The sequence below is a fragment of the Vibrio chagasii genome, from assembly GCF_002954585.1.
Lineage (GTDB): Bacteria > Pseudomonadota > Gammaproteobacteria > Enterobacterales > Vibrionaceae > Vibrio > Vibrio chagasii_A.
The window spans coordinates 256,314-273,130 of record NZ_MSCI01000003.1 but is presented as its reverse complement, the minus strand read 5'-3'; the positions used below and the strand labels follow the sequence as shown (position 1 = coordinate 273,130).

Below are 16,817 nucleotides of genomic sequence, written 5' to 3'. Positions count from 1 at the left end.
AGAGCCTAAAAAATCAGGTGCGGGAGGCGAAAAGATTTAAGCGCTAAACAGTAGAAATGATAATAAGAACAAGTAAAGAGAATAGACCAACACCGCCTTTCAAGCGATAACATAAATCTGGGTACTAATTTACATATACCATACAAGTGTCTTATTATTGAGCCGATTCCCCTACTTTGACTGCGGATTTCAGTCATTTTTATAGTCACTTACAAGGATGTATAGGTTATATGACTCACCTTTCGTTTAAGAATAAACTCGTGTTACTGATCGTTGCGATCATCACCACAACGACACTTATCTCCTACCTCAGCGTCAACCACTTTATAAGTCATTACATTAATCAATCAGATATTAAGAACATCACCCATGTTATTGACATCACCCGCGAAAAGATCGAAGCCGAACTCAATAGCAAAGTGACGCAAGCCACCAATCTCAACTTCAGTATGATGGACATTGCGGATACCAAAGAGGCCTCTGGTTTTGCTCAAATTGTGAAAATCGTCAACGGTTACGCGTTCGATGATACGGGCAACATCAGTGAAGAAGAGGCTCAGTATTTTATTAACGCTGCTGAGACACAAACTGAGAAACTCAGTATTAGTCCAATCACTGTTAAAGACAGCACCTCATACATCACTTTCTCCATTAAAAGATTTGACGATTCTGTTGATTTTCTCACTTACGATCTAGCTGCATTGACAAAGATCATCGTTGGGCTTGCGGCAGAGGGAAGCTTCGCGGAACTGATAGGTGATGGGACTGTTATTTACAATAATACGCACGGCAGTGAATTAACGCCGATAAAGCGAAATATCTCATTCGGTAATAGCCAGTGGCAGCTCATTGGGTACATTGACCAAAGTAACATTCAAGCGAAAACAGACAAGCTAAATTGGATGATTACATTAGCGCTATTAATCACGGGTGTGACCATTATCCTGGGTAGTATTGTTTTGCTCCACTTTGCTTTTAGGCCTTTTGAGCAATTGAAGACATTAGTCGGTGACCTATCCAACGGCAACGGTGACCTAACGCAAAGGCTCAATATCGACAGCAAAGATGAGATAGGCCATATATCACAATCAATCGATCTCTTTATTGCTCAACTGCAGAAAATGTTTGTTGATGTGTCTCATTCATCTGCACATATCGACCACGCGGTTGATGAGCTTGCCAAACAGTCGCACAACAATAGTAGCACTCTAGATCAACACACCATTGAATCCGAACAAGCCATCACTGCTATTGAAGAAATGAGCGCAACGGCAGACTCTATTGCGAACAGCGCTGACGATGCCGCTAAGCTGACTGACCGCACAAATCGCTACGCAGAAGAATCGAAGCGTGCTGTTGGAAGCGCAGTACAAAGCGTCAGTGATATGGTCACACAAGCTGCCTCTATGTCTGAGACCATTGGAACAATGAACGAAGACACCAAGCAGATCAGCTCTGTGTTACAAGTGATAGGTGACATCGCAGAACAGACAAACCTGTTAGCCTTAAACGCTGCGATTGAAGCCGCTCGTGCCGGGGAGCAAGGACGTGGTTTTGCGGTCGTCGCTGACGAGGTACGTGCCCTCGCTGCTCGAACACAGCAAAGCACTTCTCAAATTAATGAAATGTTAGAGAAATTGAAGTCTACGACCGATAATGTCGTCAATGAAATGGCCTCAACGCACTCAAGTTGTCAACAAACGGTAGATCGTACTAACCAGGTCATGGACTCTTTAAACATCGTCACCGATTCTGTTGTCGAGATTAATGATCTTAACACCTTGATGGCGACATCGGCTCAAGAGCAGCGTCATGTGACTCAAGAAGTCAGCCGTAATATGAGCGCAATTCAAGAGCTCATTCGTAAGCTCAACGAAAACGCCTCGCAAACAACATCAGTCAGCGACGAACTGAAAGCCACCTCCACCGGTCTGGGTGATGTCATTTCACGGTTTAAAGTGCAATAACACGGGTGAACGACACACTAAAACGCCATCGTGACATACGATGGCGTTTTTCTTGGCGCAAATTTTTATTGGTGCAGAAAGGTGAGTGAATCAAACCTACCTAAGCTACCAGGCCGATTATTCTTAAATTGGCTGCGGAATCTCGCCCCACTCTTCATAACTTCTCATCCTGTTGACTCTAATCAAGCACTCGCTCTAAAGCTATTCTCATATCGTCTACTCGCACCTCGCATCTGCTCCTAAGCTTTTCTTATCTCGTTTACCCGTATCTCGCATCTATTCTTCAAGATCCAGATACAAAAAAACGGCCACACTCGCGTGCAGCCGCTCTGGTATTCGATGGCAGTTAAAAGTTACTTAACTAAAACATCACCTGACATTTCAGCCGGAATTTCTGTACCCGTTAGAGATAGCATTGTTGGTGCAAGGTCAGACAGTTTACCGCCTTCTTTGAACTCAACGTCTTTGTTACCTACGTAGATAAGTGGTACTGGTAGATTAGTGTGTGCAGTGTGGATGCCGCCCGTTTCTGGGTTAACCATCATTTCTGCGTTACCGTGGTCTGCTGTGATAAGCAGTTGGCCGTCAGCTTCTTGAATTGCTTCAACCACTTTACCAAGACATTCGTCTAGAGACTCTACGGCTTTCACTGCTGCATCGTAAACGCCAGTGTGACCAACCATGTCACAGTTAGGGAAGTTACAAACGATAGCGTCGTACTTGCCACCTTTGATTGCTGCAACTAACTTTTCAGTTAGCTCTGGCGCGCTCATTTCAGGCTGTAGGTCGTAAGTTGCTACTTTTGGAGAAGCAACAAGTTGACGCTCTTCACCTTCAAACTCATCTTCGATACCGCCATTGAAGAAGAAAGTCACGTGCGCGTATTTCTCTGTTTCTGAAATACGTAGCTGCGTTTTACCTTGCTTAGATAACCACTCACCGTAAGTGTTCTCTAGAGAAGCCGGTGGGAATGCACATAGCAGTGGGATATCAGCAGCGTATTGAGTCAGCATCACAAAGTCGATTGCTGGGAATACGTTACGCTCAAAACCATCGAAATCAGCAACGAATGTGCGAGTGATTTGACGAGCACGGTCGGCACGGTAGTTCATGAAGATAACCGCATCGCCATCAACGATAGCTGCAGACTCTTCGCCTTCTGCTTTAATCTCAGTCGCTTTAATGAACTCATCGTTTTCGTCACGAGCGTAAGCGGCTTCTAGGCCTGCAACTGCAGTGTCGAATGTGAACTCTGCTTTTGCTTCAGTTAACAGCTCGTATGCAGTTTGAACGCGATCCCAGTTGTTATCGCGGTCCATCGCGTAGTAACGACCAACCAAAGAAGCCACACGACCTTTGCCTAGTTTAGCGAACAGGTCTTGGAAGCGTTGTAGAGAGTTTTCAGCGCTACGTGGCGGCGTATCACGGCCATCTAGGAATGCGTGTAGGTAAATCTTCTCTGCACCACGCTCTGCTGCCATTTCAACGGCTGCGTAGATGTGATCTTCATGAGAGTGAACGCCACCTGGTGACATAAGACCCATGATGTGAACCGCTTTATCCGCTTTCACAGCTTTGTCGATAGCATTCACTAGCGCTTCAGTTTGACCGAATTCACCGTCTGCAATTGACTTAGTGATACGAGTAAGATCTTGATATACCACACGACCAGCACCGATGTTAGTGTGACCAACTTCAGAGTTACCCATTTGGCCATCCGGTAGGCCTACATCCATGCCAGAAGCAGAGATTAGCGTGTTAGGTTGGTTAGCAATAAGACCGTCTAATACTGGTGTCTTAGCGTTCGCGATAGCGTTGTCTTGGTTGTCTTCACGGTAACCGTAACCGTCAAGGATCACTAGAGCCATTGGCTTCTTAGCTGACATAGGACTGACCTCGTTCAATTCAAAATAAATCGGTATAAAAACAAATTAGCGTAATTTTACTACAGTTTACAGTCAAAACTGTAGTGGAAGATCAAGAAACGTCTCAGGTAGGCCGATCGGATGTGAAAAAAAATGTCATTTTAGGAGGGAGTAAAGTAGGGATATGAACGTTTATATCCCCACAATATAGATTCAGAAAGCTTAATAACAATAATTTGATAGCTCTTTAGTGCAGAAGGTCAACCTCAGTTTCATGCTCTTCATTCTCGTCATTTGGCTTAAGGTGACGTACCAAAGGCTGGTCTATCATTGTGGTTTTGTTAGTAAAATACTGAAAGCTAAAGTCATCCCACAATATTTGATCCAAGCTTTCCTCAATTTCTTGATTAGACGAAAGATCGATTATCATGAATACCGCCTCATATCTGAGTCATAGATCACAGTAATTATGGACAATAAACATAACGTTTTCGAAAGATTTGTGTAAAAAAACCGGCTAACAGGAGGTCATAATCTACATAACAGAATCCAATATCACCTCTAGACTCTAGGTTCGAGAAGGAACTCTTGCTTGTTTTGAGCAGCATTCCAAACCAAATCCCCAACGCCATCTGTCGGCTTAAAACCAGTTGGCGCATCAAGAAGAAGCTGACGAATCGTATCATGCTGTAGGTTGTGACAAGCGAAGTCCAAAGACTCAAGAAGCGTGTCATATTCGTTAATCGGTAAAAACACTTCTTGTGCTGTCATAATGCGCTCATGAGCGGTTGGAGATACGTTATCGCCAATCAACAACTCTTCATAGAGCTTCTCACCAGGGCGCAGACCTGAAAACTTAATCTCAATATCACCATGAGGGTTCTCTTCATTTTTAACAGAAAGCCCTGAAAGGTTAATCAAGTTTTCAGCCAGATCTGTAATTTTGACCGACTCCCCCATATCAAGAACAAATACATCGCCACCTTTGCCCATTGCACCCGCTTGAATAACCAGTTGTGCGGCTTCAGGAATGGTCATAAAGAAACGGGTGATGTCACGGTGAGTAACGGTTAATGGGCCACCAGCTTTAATTTGCTTTTTAAACAGAGGAATGACCGAACCTGAAGATCCAAGCACATTGCCAAAGCGAACCATACAGAAACGTGTGCCGTGCTCTTTTTGGTTCTCTCGCTCAGCCAAAGCTTGTAAGCCAAGCTCCGCCATACGTTTGGTGGTGCCCATCACATTGGTTGGGCGTACCGCTTTGTCTGTCGAGATCAGCACAAATGATTCAACCCCCGCCTCGATCGCAGCTTTAGCGGTATAGTAAGTACCGTAAACATTGTTGCGCACCCCCTCGACCACGTTGTACTCGACAAGCGGGACGTGCTTATAAGCGGCAGCATGATAAACCGTTTGTACACCAAATGACTGCATTGAGGTTAATAATCGATGTGGTCGTTGTACTGAACCTAGCAGCGGAACGATCTCGACTTCATAACCTTTTTCTTCTTTCACTAGGGAAAGCTCACGATCAATTTGGTACAAGCCAAACTCAGACACTTCAAAAAGCACTAATGTTTTTGGCTGTTGTTTGAGAATTTGACGACATAACTCAGAGCCAATAGAGCCGCCAGCACCGGTGACCATTACCACTTTATCTTTAATGTTAGCTTCCATCAGGGATTGCTGAGGAGTAACGGCATCACGGCCTAGCAAATCTTCAATAGGAACGTCGGTAAGCTCATCGATTTTCGCTTTGCCTGAGACAATATCCGCCATTTCTGGTACGGTTTGAATTTCTACGGGTAGTGGTGCCAACAAGTCCAACACTTGTTTACGACGAGCGCGAGAAGCACTAGGTATGGCGAGCAAGATCTTAGAGACGTCGTGCTTCTCAATCAACCCTTCCGCCTTACCTAAATCAATAACAGGCAGACCTAAAATCATTGTATTAGTCAGCGTTTTATCTTCATCAATGAACGCACGTACTCGATAGTGATCAGAAGCCCTAAGTGCGACAGCCAACTGCCGACCACCAGAACCCGCGCCGTAAATTAATACTTCCTCACGTGAATCTTTCAACGGAGACGTTGTCGCCACAAGGTTGCGAACGACCAAACGAGAGCCGCCGCACAACAAGGCTAAATACGCACAGTAAATAATAGGCACTGTGCGAGGGATTGGTTCTTGTAAGTAATAGGCAAAAACGGCCAATGATATTGCCGATAATAACGCACCAGCCGTTACTACAAACAGTGCCTGGAAAGTAAGGTAGCGAAGGACGGCACGGTAAAGCCCTGTTTTAGTGAAAATGGCTACCGTCGTTATTACTGTTAGTCCTATTAGTAATAAATTATCGCCATCAATCAGAAATTGAAAATCACCTAGCCTTGTCCACAAAGCAACATGCAGGGCAAGGACGATAAGCAATGTATCAATAGAAACGCTGATAACCCGCTTTTTAAAACGAGAAAGGTGCCATATGAAGTTTAGACGTTGCATGAATTTATTCTTATTAGTTAACACACCTATAACGACACAGGAGGTGTTGAGTTAGAGATATTGAATAAGCCTTTGTAGCGGTAGAGTTTGCACAGAGGAGGTGAACTTAGCCTTAAGTTTTCTTCCACTAATTTTTAATAGTATTTAGCGTTGGTAACTCATGGGGAAGAAAAATAAAAGCAGCTAAATAAAGAGCTTACAGTCAGGTGTATTACCTAACCAAACTGTAAGCTTTTAGTGAATAGCGCTAAGAGAGTATAGGGCTATCTAAATCACAAACACTCACACTGAGCTTCTAAAAGCACTTCTCGGATCACTTGAGCCGTTTTAGACACTTCTTCAGCCGTTAAGGTTGGGTGCACAAGGAACATCAAGCTTGTTTCGCCCAAAGTCACGGCATTGATCAATCGCTGCTCTGGTCGCCAAGGCGTATTGTCAAACGCCTTCTCTAGATACACTTCTGAGCAGCTTCCTTGATAAGCTGGAACACCACGCTCAACGATGGTTTCTACGATGCGATCTCGTGTCCACCCTTCAGCAAGGTTCTGAGGCTCGATAAACAAATAATGCTTGTACTCAGCATGCTCACTGTATTCCGGCACTTCAACTCGGCGAACCACACTAAGGTCTGCAACCGCTTCATCAATTTTTGCAGCATTCACTTGGCGCTGCGCTGTCCACGCTGGCATGCGAGAAAGCTGGATACGACCAATTACAGCTTGCATTTCTGTCATGCGCCAGTTAGTGCCGAAAGATTCGTGTAACCAACGAAAGCCCGGTGGGTGCTCGCGATTGTAAATCGCATCGAAACTTTTGCCGTGATCTTTGTACGACCACATGGTTGACCATAACGCCTTATCATTGGTTGTCACCATGCCGCCCTCGCCGCCTGTCGTCATGATCTTATCTTGACAGAAAGACCACGCACCAATATGACCAATAGTCCCTACACTACGGCCTTTGTATTTCGCGCCATGTGCTTGAGCACAATCTTCAATTACGTAGAAACCGTGCTGTTCTGACAGCGCCATAATGGCATCCATCTCTGCTGGCATACCCGCAAGGTGCACCACAATCACCGCTTTTGTTTTTGGCGTGAGCACCGCTTGTATCGATTCCGCCGTGATCGCTTGGCTATTTAGGTCTACATCCGCAAAAACAGGGGCGGCACCGGAAGTCACAATTGAGGAAGCGGAAGCAAGGAACGTTCTTGGGGTGGTAATCACTTCATCCCCCGCACCAACACCCAAAGCTTTCAATGCCACATCGAGTGCAAGTGTGCCATTACCAAGAGCAATCGCGTACTCGCAACCAGCCCACGCCGCGAACTCTTTTTCGAACTCACGACACTCGTTACCTGTCCAGTAGTTTACTTTGTTTGACAGTAGCACACGGCTCACTGCATCTGCCTCTTCTTGAGTAAAAGAGGGCCATAGAGAAAATGGTGTATTAAGCATGTTCACTTTCCAAATACTTACGCTCAGCTTTTAGTACAGCTTCGCTATCTCTTTTTTTCAATTCTTTTAGTTTGCCATCAATTACTGCGTAAACAGTCCAAGCTTTCAAGTTTTTACGAATAACAGCACCTGCACCTACCGCACATCCTTCACCAATAGTTACTCCAGGAAAGATAACACTGTTGGTACCAATTATTGCGTGACGACCAATCTCGACTTTACTAGATTTGACATTAGTGAAATCAGGATGAACTGTAGGGTTTGTTAAATATGGACCAGAAAAATCATCGCTGGCAGTAATTACACGGCAGCCTGCGCTTAAACCTGCAAAATCACCTATAACACACTCGCCACCACCAACAATTGTGGAAAAAGAAGCAATATGGACATTGCGCCCTATTTCAGTTTTTTTGCCCGCATTTATGAAGCAAAAGTCATCAACCTGGCTCTTTTCACCAAGAGATAAATTGTTTGAGCCAACTACCTTAGCTAAACTATATATTGTGCCTTTAATCATTATGAGTACCTTTAAATGCTTCTGCAGTTACATGCCCCTCGGAGGTAATACCTTCTTTGATAAAAACTTTTTTGACCGTTAGGCATAATATTTTGATATCCAGCCAAAGGTTACGGTTATCGACATACCACACATCGAGCTTAAACTTTTCTTCCCAACTGATTGCATTTCGGCCATTGATTTGAGCCCAGCCAGTTACACCAGGACGAACATCATGGCGTCTTGATTGTTCCTTACTATAAAGCGGTAGGTACTGCATGAGTAATGGACGAGGTCCCACTAAGCTCATTTCCCCTTTTAACACATTCCATAGTTCTGGAAGTTCGTCTAAGCTACTGTTTCTTAGCTTATCGCCAAAGGGAGTCATACGCTCAGAATCCGGAAGCGGATTCCCTTGTTGATCCACCGCATCCTTCATAGTCCGAAACTTCACCATTTCAAAAGGTTTTCCTTTTAAGCCCGGTCGGGTTTGACAGAATAGAACCGGAGAGCCAAGATTTTTATGAACCTTCCAAGCGACTAGAGCAATAATTGGGGATAACAGAATAAGCGCGACAAGAGACGCGAAAAAATCAAACAGTCTTTTCATCTTTTACCTCTGAGGCACGGCAATCTATCACATTCCCCCCTTCAGCATTAACGCCAGTCACCCAATCAACCCATTTATCAGCCAAAAGCGCGCGGTCAAATTGACTTTCTGCAAGTTGGCGTGCATTGGCTCCCATCAAGGTAAGGGCCTCTCTTTGATTGGCGGCTTTTTCTAAGGCATCAGCGAAAGCAATTGGGTCTTCTGGCTGAACCGCGAATCCGCATTGCGTTTGCTCAATCATTCCAGCCAACCAACCCGGGTAGTTGTTAATAACTGGTAGACCCGCAGAAATATAATCGAAAAACTTATTAGGCGATGTGCCGTAATAAAACGCAGGTATATTCGCCAGTACTTGCATGCCAACGTCTGCACTTGCCATCAAACCAGATAACTTCTGCTTATTTACAGGAGGGTGAAATACTACATTGTTCAATTCGAGCTCTTTAGCTCTTCTCTCCAATTCTGGCTTTAATTTACCTTGTCCCACTAAGGCTAGCTTAATGTCCTCTCGACCACGTTTCTGTAGCTCTACTGCGGTATTTAAAATGGCATCAAGGCCATTTGCAACCCCATGAGTTCCTGTGAAAACCGCCATCAAATCTGTTTCTTTCACACCTTCTGGGCGCCAAGGCTTAGTTGGTTGGCTGAAAATTGACAAATCACAACCATTCGGCACCATGGCTACTTTATTTTCGTCCACGCCACGCTTTTTGATGCCTTCAACAATGCCGGGCGATAAACCAATACAACGATGAGCGCTTCGGTAAGATGCCCATTCTAAAAACGACATCAAACTAAGAATGACTGGGTTTTTAATTACTCCCATTTCTTTGGGCAGTTCTGGCCATAAATCTCTCACTTCAAAGACAAATGGTTTGCCGCGCAACCAGCGAGCAAAGATACCCGGAATGCCCGCTGTCAGGGGTGTTGTGGTTGCAAACAACACATCGTATTTTTCAGTAAAGGCAAGGCCAATACTTTTCAAGGCAAATTTCACAAACGTCATGGTTCGCTTTAAAAAGCCATCTGAGTTTGAGTAAGCCAAATCAAACTCAATGATACGCATGCCATCGACGATACCTTCTCGTTTGCCAGAAACAAATGTCGAATCTAATCCAGTCTCCCCACCGCCGTAAGTACCGCAAACTATAGTCACATTATGTCCATGATGAACTAATCGCTTAGCCATCTCATAAGAACGAATTCCTATCATCCCTTTAGGGGTAGAAAAATGTTGATGGAAATATAGAACTTTCATCTAAATTACCCTACATAAATTGAGAAAATACGTTGGATTGTGCTGACCAAACAAACTCTTTTTTTGCTTCTCGCGTTACACATACATCCGAGTGAGTGAAGGCCAAAAACGCAGTTATTATATTTTCTGGTGAATTCCCTGAGTCACTTACAACAACACCACAAGATAACCTTTCAACTATATTTTTCATCGTAGGATTGTTCCCCACAATAACTGGACAACCACGCCCGATTGCCTGATATAATCTATTAGGCTCACAATATAAGGAGTTTACCTCTTTATCATCATAAAAAATCACACTAGCTTTAGCTCTTTCAATATAATCAACCAGACGTATCTGGTCGACCATGCCAACAAGAAAGAAGTAATCATCAAAATTTGAGTAAGAGCTTCTTAATTTAGAAATATATTCTGTGTCAAACCCGCCAACAACTACGCACTTAGCTTTGATCTTATTGCAAATAGCTGAAACCACGTTTGAAAAGTTCCTGGATTCATAGGCACCACTTTGCAACAAATAATACTCATCTTGACTAAGCCAACTGGCCACATCATTTTCAAGAGGCATAACTTCCTCACTGAGAAAATCTTCATCTATAAAATTACGTAGGACTTCATAGTCAAACTCTTTTTCAATTTTATTATTCAAATATAAAGCCCGCTCTTCGTTAGCGTGAATCTTTACATCAGCTAAGCTCATTGAAAACTTATATAAAGGCTGCAGGAGCTTAGAGTTTAAAAACTTTTCTGGAGGCAACTCATGTTGATCCCATACTATTTTATCAACAAGACCGAGCTTCTTTATAAAATAAAAATAAGGCACAAAAACAAACATAATCGGATCATGCAACCAAACTATTGTGTTCTTTTTTAAAGTTAAAGGAAGAACTCTAAAAAAAAGCTCAAGCATTTTCACAAACAAGAGTTTATTCCCAGGAATAAACCTTCTCGTAATTAAACTATGTTTTATATAGTTAATTCTTTCAGAGAATATAAATCCACTTCCTTTAGTGTTATCGTTTTCTACAACATTAATACAAACTTTATAACCAATTTTTTCTAAACTTAAAGCTTCTTTCCTAACTCTGTCGTCATACTTTAAACCATTACATTTTAGTAACATCAAAACATTCATATTATATAATTCCAAAATATCATTTAATTTTAGTCACATGACCATACTGATAATGTGAGCCTATATTTAGTGTTGATTTTTTTATCTCTAAATTAGATGAGTCAATCACCATGAATCCTTCATTTCTAAAAAATACACTTCTAGATAAATAAAAATCACCCAGTTTAATTGTGGCTTTTGCAGCACCAAAACTCATTTCAACATCAGCGGTAATATTATAACCATCAATGTAATCGACCAAGATACTAGATTTGTCTTTAGGGCCATTATGTTGTAGGTATGATTTATTTATATCATTTAATCTTTTGAAAGAGGAATACTCAAACGTCCCATTATCTTCAACCTCTATAGAATCAGAAAGTATAGACACTTGAAACAAATCATTATGGGAATGACACCCCATAAAATTTGTGTACTTAAAGTAAAGTTTGGCCTTAGATGTCGACATAACAATAATACCAGCATCGGGGAAATTCATCACTTTTATTAGCTTACTTCCTTCAATATAAATAAAATTTTCATTTGAAAACTCGAGAAGCGGCGTATTTAAAAAAGGTTTAGTAATATTATCTAAGTTTAATTCTGAAAAATCGATATTAGGTTTACAGGGAAACATAGATTCAAATATAGGTGAGTAGTCGTACTTAACCTCATTTTCACTGTCAAATCCAAGCCATTTTATTAGTGATTCTAACTCGGGTAAGTATCTTCTATCTTCTTTATTAATTAGTTCATTTTCTAGAGCAAGCGAAAAGATCACACCAGAATCATTATCCCCAAACATGGGGAGTTTACCATTGTATGAAAGCTCTATGTAATACACTACTGCCTTATATATTATCTTTTTTGAATCCTCACTTACAAAAACAATATCCTTATACTCTTGATTTATATTATAAATGATTAAGTAGGTGTACAGAACGCACTCTAAGGAAAGTCTGTGATAATATGAAGAACCCTCAAAACTTGAACCGTCTTGATTAAATTGCCTGCGCAACTCTCGTTCAAAGGATAGTGAAAACTTTTTAATACTCTTCAAACGACATTTAGTGGGCTTTGCAACGTATAAATAAGAGAATACACCCAAAACATTACATAGATAGTGGTTATTAGTCCTTCCCCTATAGTTTTCAAGATTATTAATCACATGATAATAACCGTGTGAAATCATTAATTTAATACTTTCTAATTCATTTCCACTTACACGATTGGATATCGTTTTCATCGAAACTAATAAATTAAAAATTCTAATTCCAACATCCATCGAATAATACCAGTTAATCCCGGTAAATGGTTTGTTACTATTATTAAAGCAAGAGACATAACTTAATAGTCCATTAAGTGAACTAATATTATTGTTTTGGTGATAATCTAATGCAAGTACAGGTAAGAAGTTAAATCTACTGACTTCCCACACTCTTTTTACATCGACACCTACTCTAGGTGGTATTTTATAATCCTTATACCACCGTTCATTTGACCATAAATATTGAGATTTATAGTCAAAAAACCAATCGTGAGGACTTTCACTAGGAGTTAAGTTATATTCCATCAAATAGAAAAACTCACCGTTTAGATAACTTGAAGCCTTACTACGTAAATCGCAACAATGGAATTCAAACTCCCCCCCCCCAGATGTATCAATACTATCAGTGAATCCACTAGATTTAGAATAAAGGTAGTCGGGGAATAATTTCCAAATTGTCTTTTTATAGAATCTGCTTAACTCTAATCTTAACCTTGGACATATCGCTTCAAAAATCCTAATGCTCATTATTCCTAAACCTAAGAGTTAGACCAACAAAAAAAAGAGAACCAACAATACCGAAATTAAAAAATGTAATGTAATTGAATGTTTGGAAAAGGCTACCATTACCTATTTCTACAATAAATACCGTCAAATATGCTGCTAATGCACAAATTACACAGTTTCCTTTATTAATATAAACTTCCATCACTTTGAAAATTAAGGCTATTATTGTACCAACAAAAAAGGTAATACCCGCAGCCCCGATATAATCAAAATTTAACATCAGGTTGCCGAAAAAATTTGTTGGTGCAGTACCAGTCATTCCTGCATCTATATTTTCAGCTTTTGCTATATAAAGATCAAAAATACGTCTAGTTTCCATAAACCTATCATATGGTAAAATCCCCCCATAATTGGGAACCGCTTTTCCCAGTAACCAATTATTTCCATCTAAATAAAACTGGGCATATGCAGATAGAACATCCATGTTTACAACAAATATCCGATTAAAAACATTAACAGGGGTGGTAAACAACCTATCCCAAACATACCCCTTATAGAAAATGACCAAACAAGATATTGCAACCACCCCAAAGAAAATAAGCATGACTAATTTAAAAAGTGATATTTTAACCTTTCTTGAAAAAACATAAGTAATAAAAATCATGATTAAAAACTGAACTATATAATATTTCTGCACAAGAAGAATAGAGGGCAAAATAGTAAAGGCAGTGACTAAAATGAATAGGTTTCTATATTTTATTTCTTTGTTTATTACGTAACATGAATATGCAATACAAGCAATTAATGGCCCCAAGAAACGAAAAGGAAAGGTAGCCAAAAACTGCCCCGAACCATAGTTGCTAGTTATATTTGTCCTGAGAAAATAAGCATTTACCATGTCACCAGACAGGGCATATTTAAGAGCTTGAAATGCGCCTGTCGAATATATATAACTAATTGTTCCCAAAATCATAAAAAGTGACAACATAGACAATAATTTATAATTAACAGTTATCATTAACTCATTTTTCACTTTCAATTGAACATTGTTAAAGACAAAAAATGGTATCGCAAATACTATATATGTAATCGATATCCAAATCACAGCCAAAACTTTTGCCTCAACTGACACGTCAATTACAGAAAGACTAGATAAAAAAATAGCACCTGGGAGAGTATGCAAACCATATGCTATTACAAAAAAAGTTGTCGGTGTGGTATAACTTAGTTTTTTAAATGTTACAGAAAATGCAAGAAAACAGAAAGATAGCAACGCTAGTAATGCGTACATAGCTTAGATCTCATATAAATAGAGTAGTTCAAAACAAAATAACTTATAAGATAAATCATACTAAAGCTTACGGCACTTCCCTTATCTAAAAACTTCAAAATAAAGCCAAGTAGGAACATTGTAGAAAGAGCCAACAGGCCAGAATAGAATAAATCTTTATACTTCAGGTGTTTTTGTAACACTTCAGAATACGGGCTTAATAATATAGAAAAGACACTTGAGGATAATAATATGAATAATGGCCACTTAACATTTTCGACATCTTTATTAATAATAAAACCTATATATGGCAGAATTAAAAATGTAAGCAAACTGAAAAAGGCTGCAATAGCTGTTATTTTCCATGTAACCTTTTTTATACCATTTATACACTCAGTATAAGATTTATTAGCCAATTCAGAAATAAAAACCTTTTTCATGGAGGCGACCATTAACATCGAAATGGTATATATATAAAAAGCCAAAGAAAAGTAGCCTTGTTCTTCGACACTAACACCAAACCTAAGAAACCATTGTGACGACTGCGACATAATGGGTATGATAATGAAGTATAAAGATAAATATGCATTATTAATAAATACCCCCTTCATCATACCAAACAAGCTTATTTCTTTCCTATTAACACTAGGAAGAAAAATAACATTAGCTAAAAGTAAAGAGAGAGCGATACTACTTAATGAACTTTCTGTTGTAAGCTGCTCCATAAAAAAAAGGAGGATGATAAAAAACAAAAAAGCTATAGACTTAAAAACCTGAGATACACCATATTTAGTGAAGTCTTGTTTTTTCTGGTAGTAGGTCCTATTAACTTCAAAAATAACCATATGCAGGCTAATTAGAATAGATATTATTATGATTTGTTTGTTATTTAAAAATACAAAAAATAATATTGCACTGATTAAATATACCCACCGATAACTAAACCTCACTATATTGTATGTATCGCTAAATACTATGTATCGATTAATAACATTGGCAAGGAATCCAGAAACAATTGCAGATAAACCTAAATAAAAACTGTAGTCTGCAAATTCATGTAGAGAAAGACTTCTAATTATGACCAAAGTTACAAGCATAGTCAAAAACTGAGCCACTACAGATGATGAGAGTACCTTTATAATATTTTTTGTCAATTTAAACTCTACATTAATGCTATTAGAGAAACAAAGGATAGCACTAAGTTATTTTAGTGCTATCGCTCTTATATTACCAAATGCCCTTAGTATCAATAATAATACCATTAGCCATCGATTTTTCTTTGAATTCCTTATGATCAACGAGGAGAACTTGAATATCAGCTTCTTTTGATGCTATTTCAAAATCTAGTAGTTCAACACTCTCAAGGCTTTTGGGAGCTGCTTTAATGTTAGGCTCAACGGCAACAACACGACCAGCATGCATTTCTGCAATCTTTTGTGTAATTGCCATTGCCGGGCTCTCACGAAGGTCATCAATATCTGGTTTAAATGCCAGACCGTAACAAGCAACTGTCACTTCACGTGCTGTTTTATCTGGGTTCGCTTGTAAGAACTCTGCAATCGCCAGTTGCACTTTGTTGATAACCCACTCAGGTTTGCCATCATTCACTTTACGTGCAGTGTGGATGATTTGTGCCTCTTCTGGTGTTTTCGATACGATAAACCAAGGATCTACCGCGATACAGTGGCCTCCTACACCAGGGCCAGGCTGTAAGATATTAATACGAGGATGACGGTTTGCTAATGAGATTAGTTCCCAAACATTAATATCCAGTTTGTCACAAATAACAGAAAGCTCGTTGGCGAATGCAATTTGAACATCACGACATGAGTTTTCTGTTAACTTTGCCATTTCAGCGGTGCGAGCATTGGTAATAACACATTCACCTTGAACAAAGGTTTTGTATAGCTCTACAGAACGCTCCGAGCAATGAGTTGACATGCCGCCAATAACACGGTCGTTTTCTACTAGCTCACGAACAACGTGACCAGGTAAAACACGCTCGGGGCAGTGTGCAACATTGATATCTGCATTTTCACCAGCAAGTTGAGGGAAAGTTAAGTCACTTCTTGCTTCAGCTAGCCATTCCGCCATTTGCTCTGTTGCACCAACGGGAGATGTCGACTCTAGAATCACTAAATCGCCTTTTTTTAGCACAGGAGCAATTGCTTTACTCGCAGCTTCAATAAACCTTAAATCGGGCTCTGGAATTTCGCCTTCAGCGCAATCTTTAAAGGGTGTGGGTACTGCAATCAAAAAAGCGTCAGCTGGCTCTGGAGTAGTCACAGCTTTTAAGTAACCTTCAGTTACTGCTGCGTGTACAATCATATCCAAATCAGGTTCTACGATGTGAATCTCACCTCGGTTAATGGTATCGACTGCGTGCTGGTTAACATCGACACCAATGACTTTTTTCTTACGGGATGCAAACATCGCTGCTGTCGGTAACCCGATGTAACCTAAGCCTACAACTGAAATTGTTTCAAAAGACATTATGATTT

General features: G+C 40.3%; 13 protein-coding genes. 1 reads left to right on the top strand and 12 read right to left on the bottom strand.

Annotated elements, in window-relative coordinates; all coding sequences use genetic code 11:
* Positions 1-230 precede the first annotated feature (230 nt).
* Entirely contained in the window at positions 231-1,967 is a 1,737-nt protein-coding gene (locus BTO10_RS21150; protein WP_105025740.1) for a methyl-accepting chemotaxis protein, read from the top strand.
* Positions 1,968-2,320: 353 nt separating this feature from the next.
* Here the strand turns inward: BTO10_RS21150 and gpmM are convergent, their stop codons facing one another.
* The 12 genes from gpmM to wecC form a co-directional block, all read right to left on the bottom strand.
* Positions 2,321-3,853 (bottom strand): 2,3-bisphosphoglycerate-independent phosphoglycerate mutase, encoded by a 1,533-nt coding sequence (gpmM, locus tag BTO10_RS21145; protein ID WP_105025739.1) that lies wholly within the window; start codon positions 3,851-3,853, stop codon positions 2,321-2,323.
* A 226-nt stretch (positions 3,854-4,079) separates the two neighbouring features.
* Positions 4,080-4,262 (bottom strand): hypothetical protein, encoded by a 183-nt coding sequence (locus BTO10_RS21140; RefSeq protein ID WP_105025738.1) that lies wholly within the window; start codon positions 4,260-4,262, stop codon positions 4,080-4,082.
* 131 nt (positions 4,263-4,393) lie between these two features.
* Entirely contained in the window at positions 4,394-6,337 is a 1,944-nt protein-coding gene (locus BTO10_RS21135) for a polysaccharide biosynthesis protein (RefSeq protein ID WP_105025737.1), read from the bottom strand.
* A gap of 272 nt (positions 6,338-6,609) precedes the next feature.
* On the bottom strand, positions 6,610-7,794 hold the full coding sequence (locus tag BTO10_RS21130; protein ID WP_105025736.1) for a DegT/DnrJ/EryC1/StrS family aminotransferase: 1,185 nt from the start codon (positions 7,792-7,794) through the stop codon (positions 6,610-6,612).
* Positions 7,787-8,311, bottom strand: coding sequence for an acyltransferase (locus tag BTO10_RS21125; protein WP_105025735.1), 525 nt, complete (start codon positions 8,309-8,311; stop codon positions 7,787-7,789). Before BTO10_RS21125 ends, BTO10_RS21130 begins: the two co-directional genes overlap by 8 nt.
* A complete protein-coding gene (locus BTO10_RS21120; protein WP_105025734.1) occupies positions 8,304-8,900 on the bottom strand; it encodes a sugar transferase in 597 nt (198 codons plus the stop codon). Before BTO10_RS21120 ends, BTO10_RS21125 begins: the two co-directional genes overlap by 8 nt.
* Positions 8,884-10,158, bottom strand: a complete 1,275-nt coding sequence (locus BTO10_RS21115; protein WP_105025733.1) for a glycosyltransferase family 4 protein — start codon at positions 10,156-10,158, stop codon at positions 8,884-8,886. Before BTO10_RS21115 ends, BTO10_RS21120 begins: the two co-directional genes overlap by 17 nt.
* Positions 10,159-10,168: 10 nt before the next feature.
* Positions 10,169-11,293 carry a glycosyltransferase family 1 protein gene (locus BTO10_RS21110; RefSeq protein WP_105025732.1) on the bottom strand — a complete coding sequence of 375 codons (1,125 nt, stop codon included), beginning with the start codon at positions 11,291-11,293 and terminating at the stop codon, positions 10,169-10,171.
* A gap of 19 nt (positions 11,294-11,312) precedes the next feature.
* Positions 11,313-13,067, bottom strand: coding sequence for a hypothetical protein (locus BTO10_RS21105; protein WP_105025731.1), 1,755 nt, complete (start codon positions 13,065-13,067; stop codon positions 11,313-11,315).
* Positions 13,057-14,337 carry an O-antigen polymerase gene (locus tag BTO10_RS21100; protein WP_105025730.1) on the bottom strand — a complete coding sequence of 427 codons (1,281 nt, stop codon included), beginning with the start codon at positions 14,335-14,337 and terminating at the stop codon, positions 13,057-13,059. Before BTO10_RS21100 ends, BTO10_RS21105 begins: the two co-directional genes overlap by 11 nt.
* Positions 14,322-15,470, bottom strand: a complete 1,149-nt coding sequence (locus BTO10_RS21095; protein WP_146106824.1) for a lipopolysaccharide biosynthesis protein — start codon at positions 15,468-15,470, stop codon at positions 14,322-14,324. Before BTO10_RS21095 ends, BTO10_RS21100 begins: the two co-directional genes overlap by 16 nt.
* Before the next feature lie 73 nt (positions 15,471-15,543).
* Positions 15,544-16,809: a UDP-N-acetyl-D-mannosamine dehydrogenase gene (gene wecC / locus BTO10_RS21090; RefSeq protein ID WP_105025728.1), complete on the bottom strand. Its 1,266-nt coding sequence runs from the start codon at positions 16,807-16,809 to the stop codon at positions 15,544-15,546.
* Positions 16,810-16,817 lie beyond the last annotated feature (8 nt).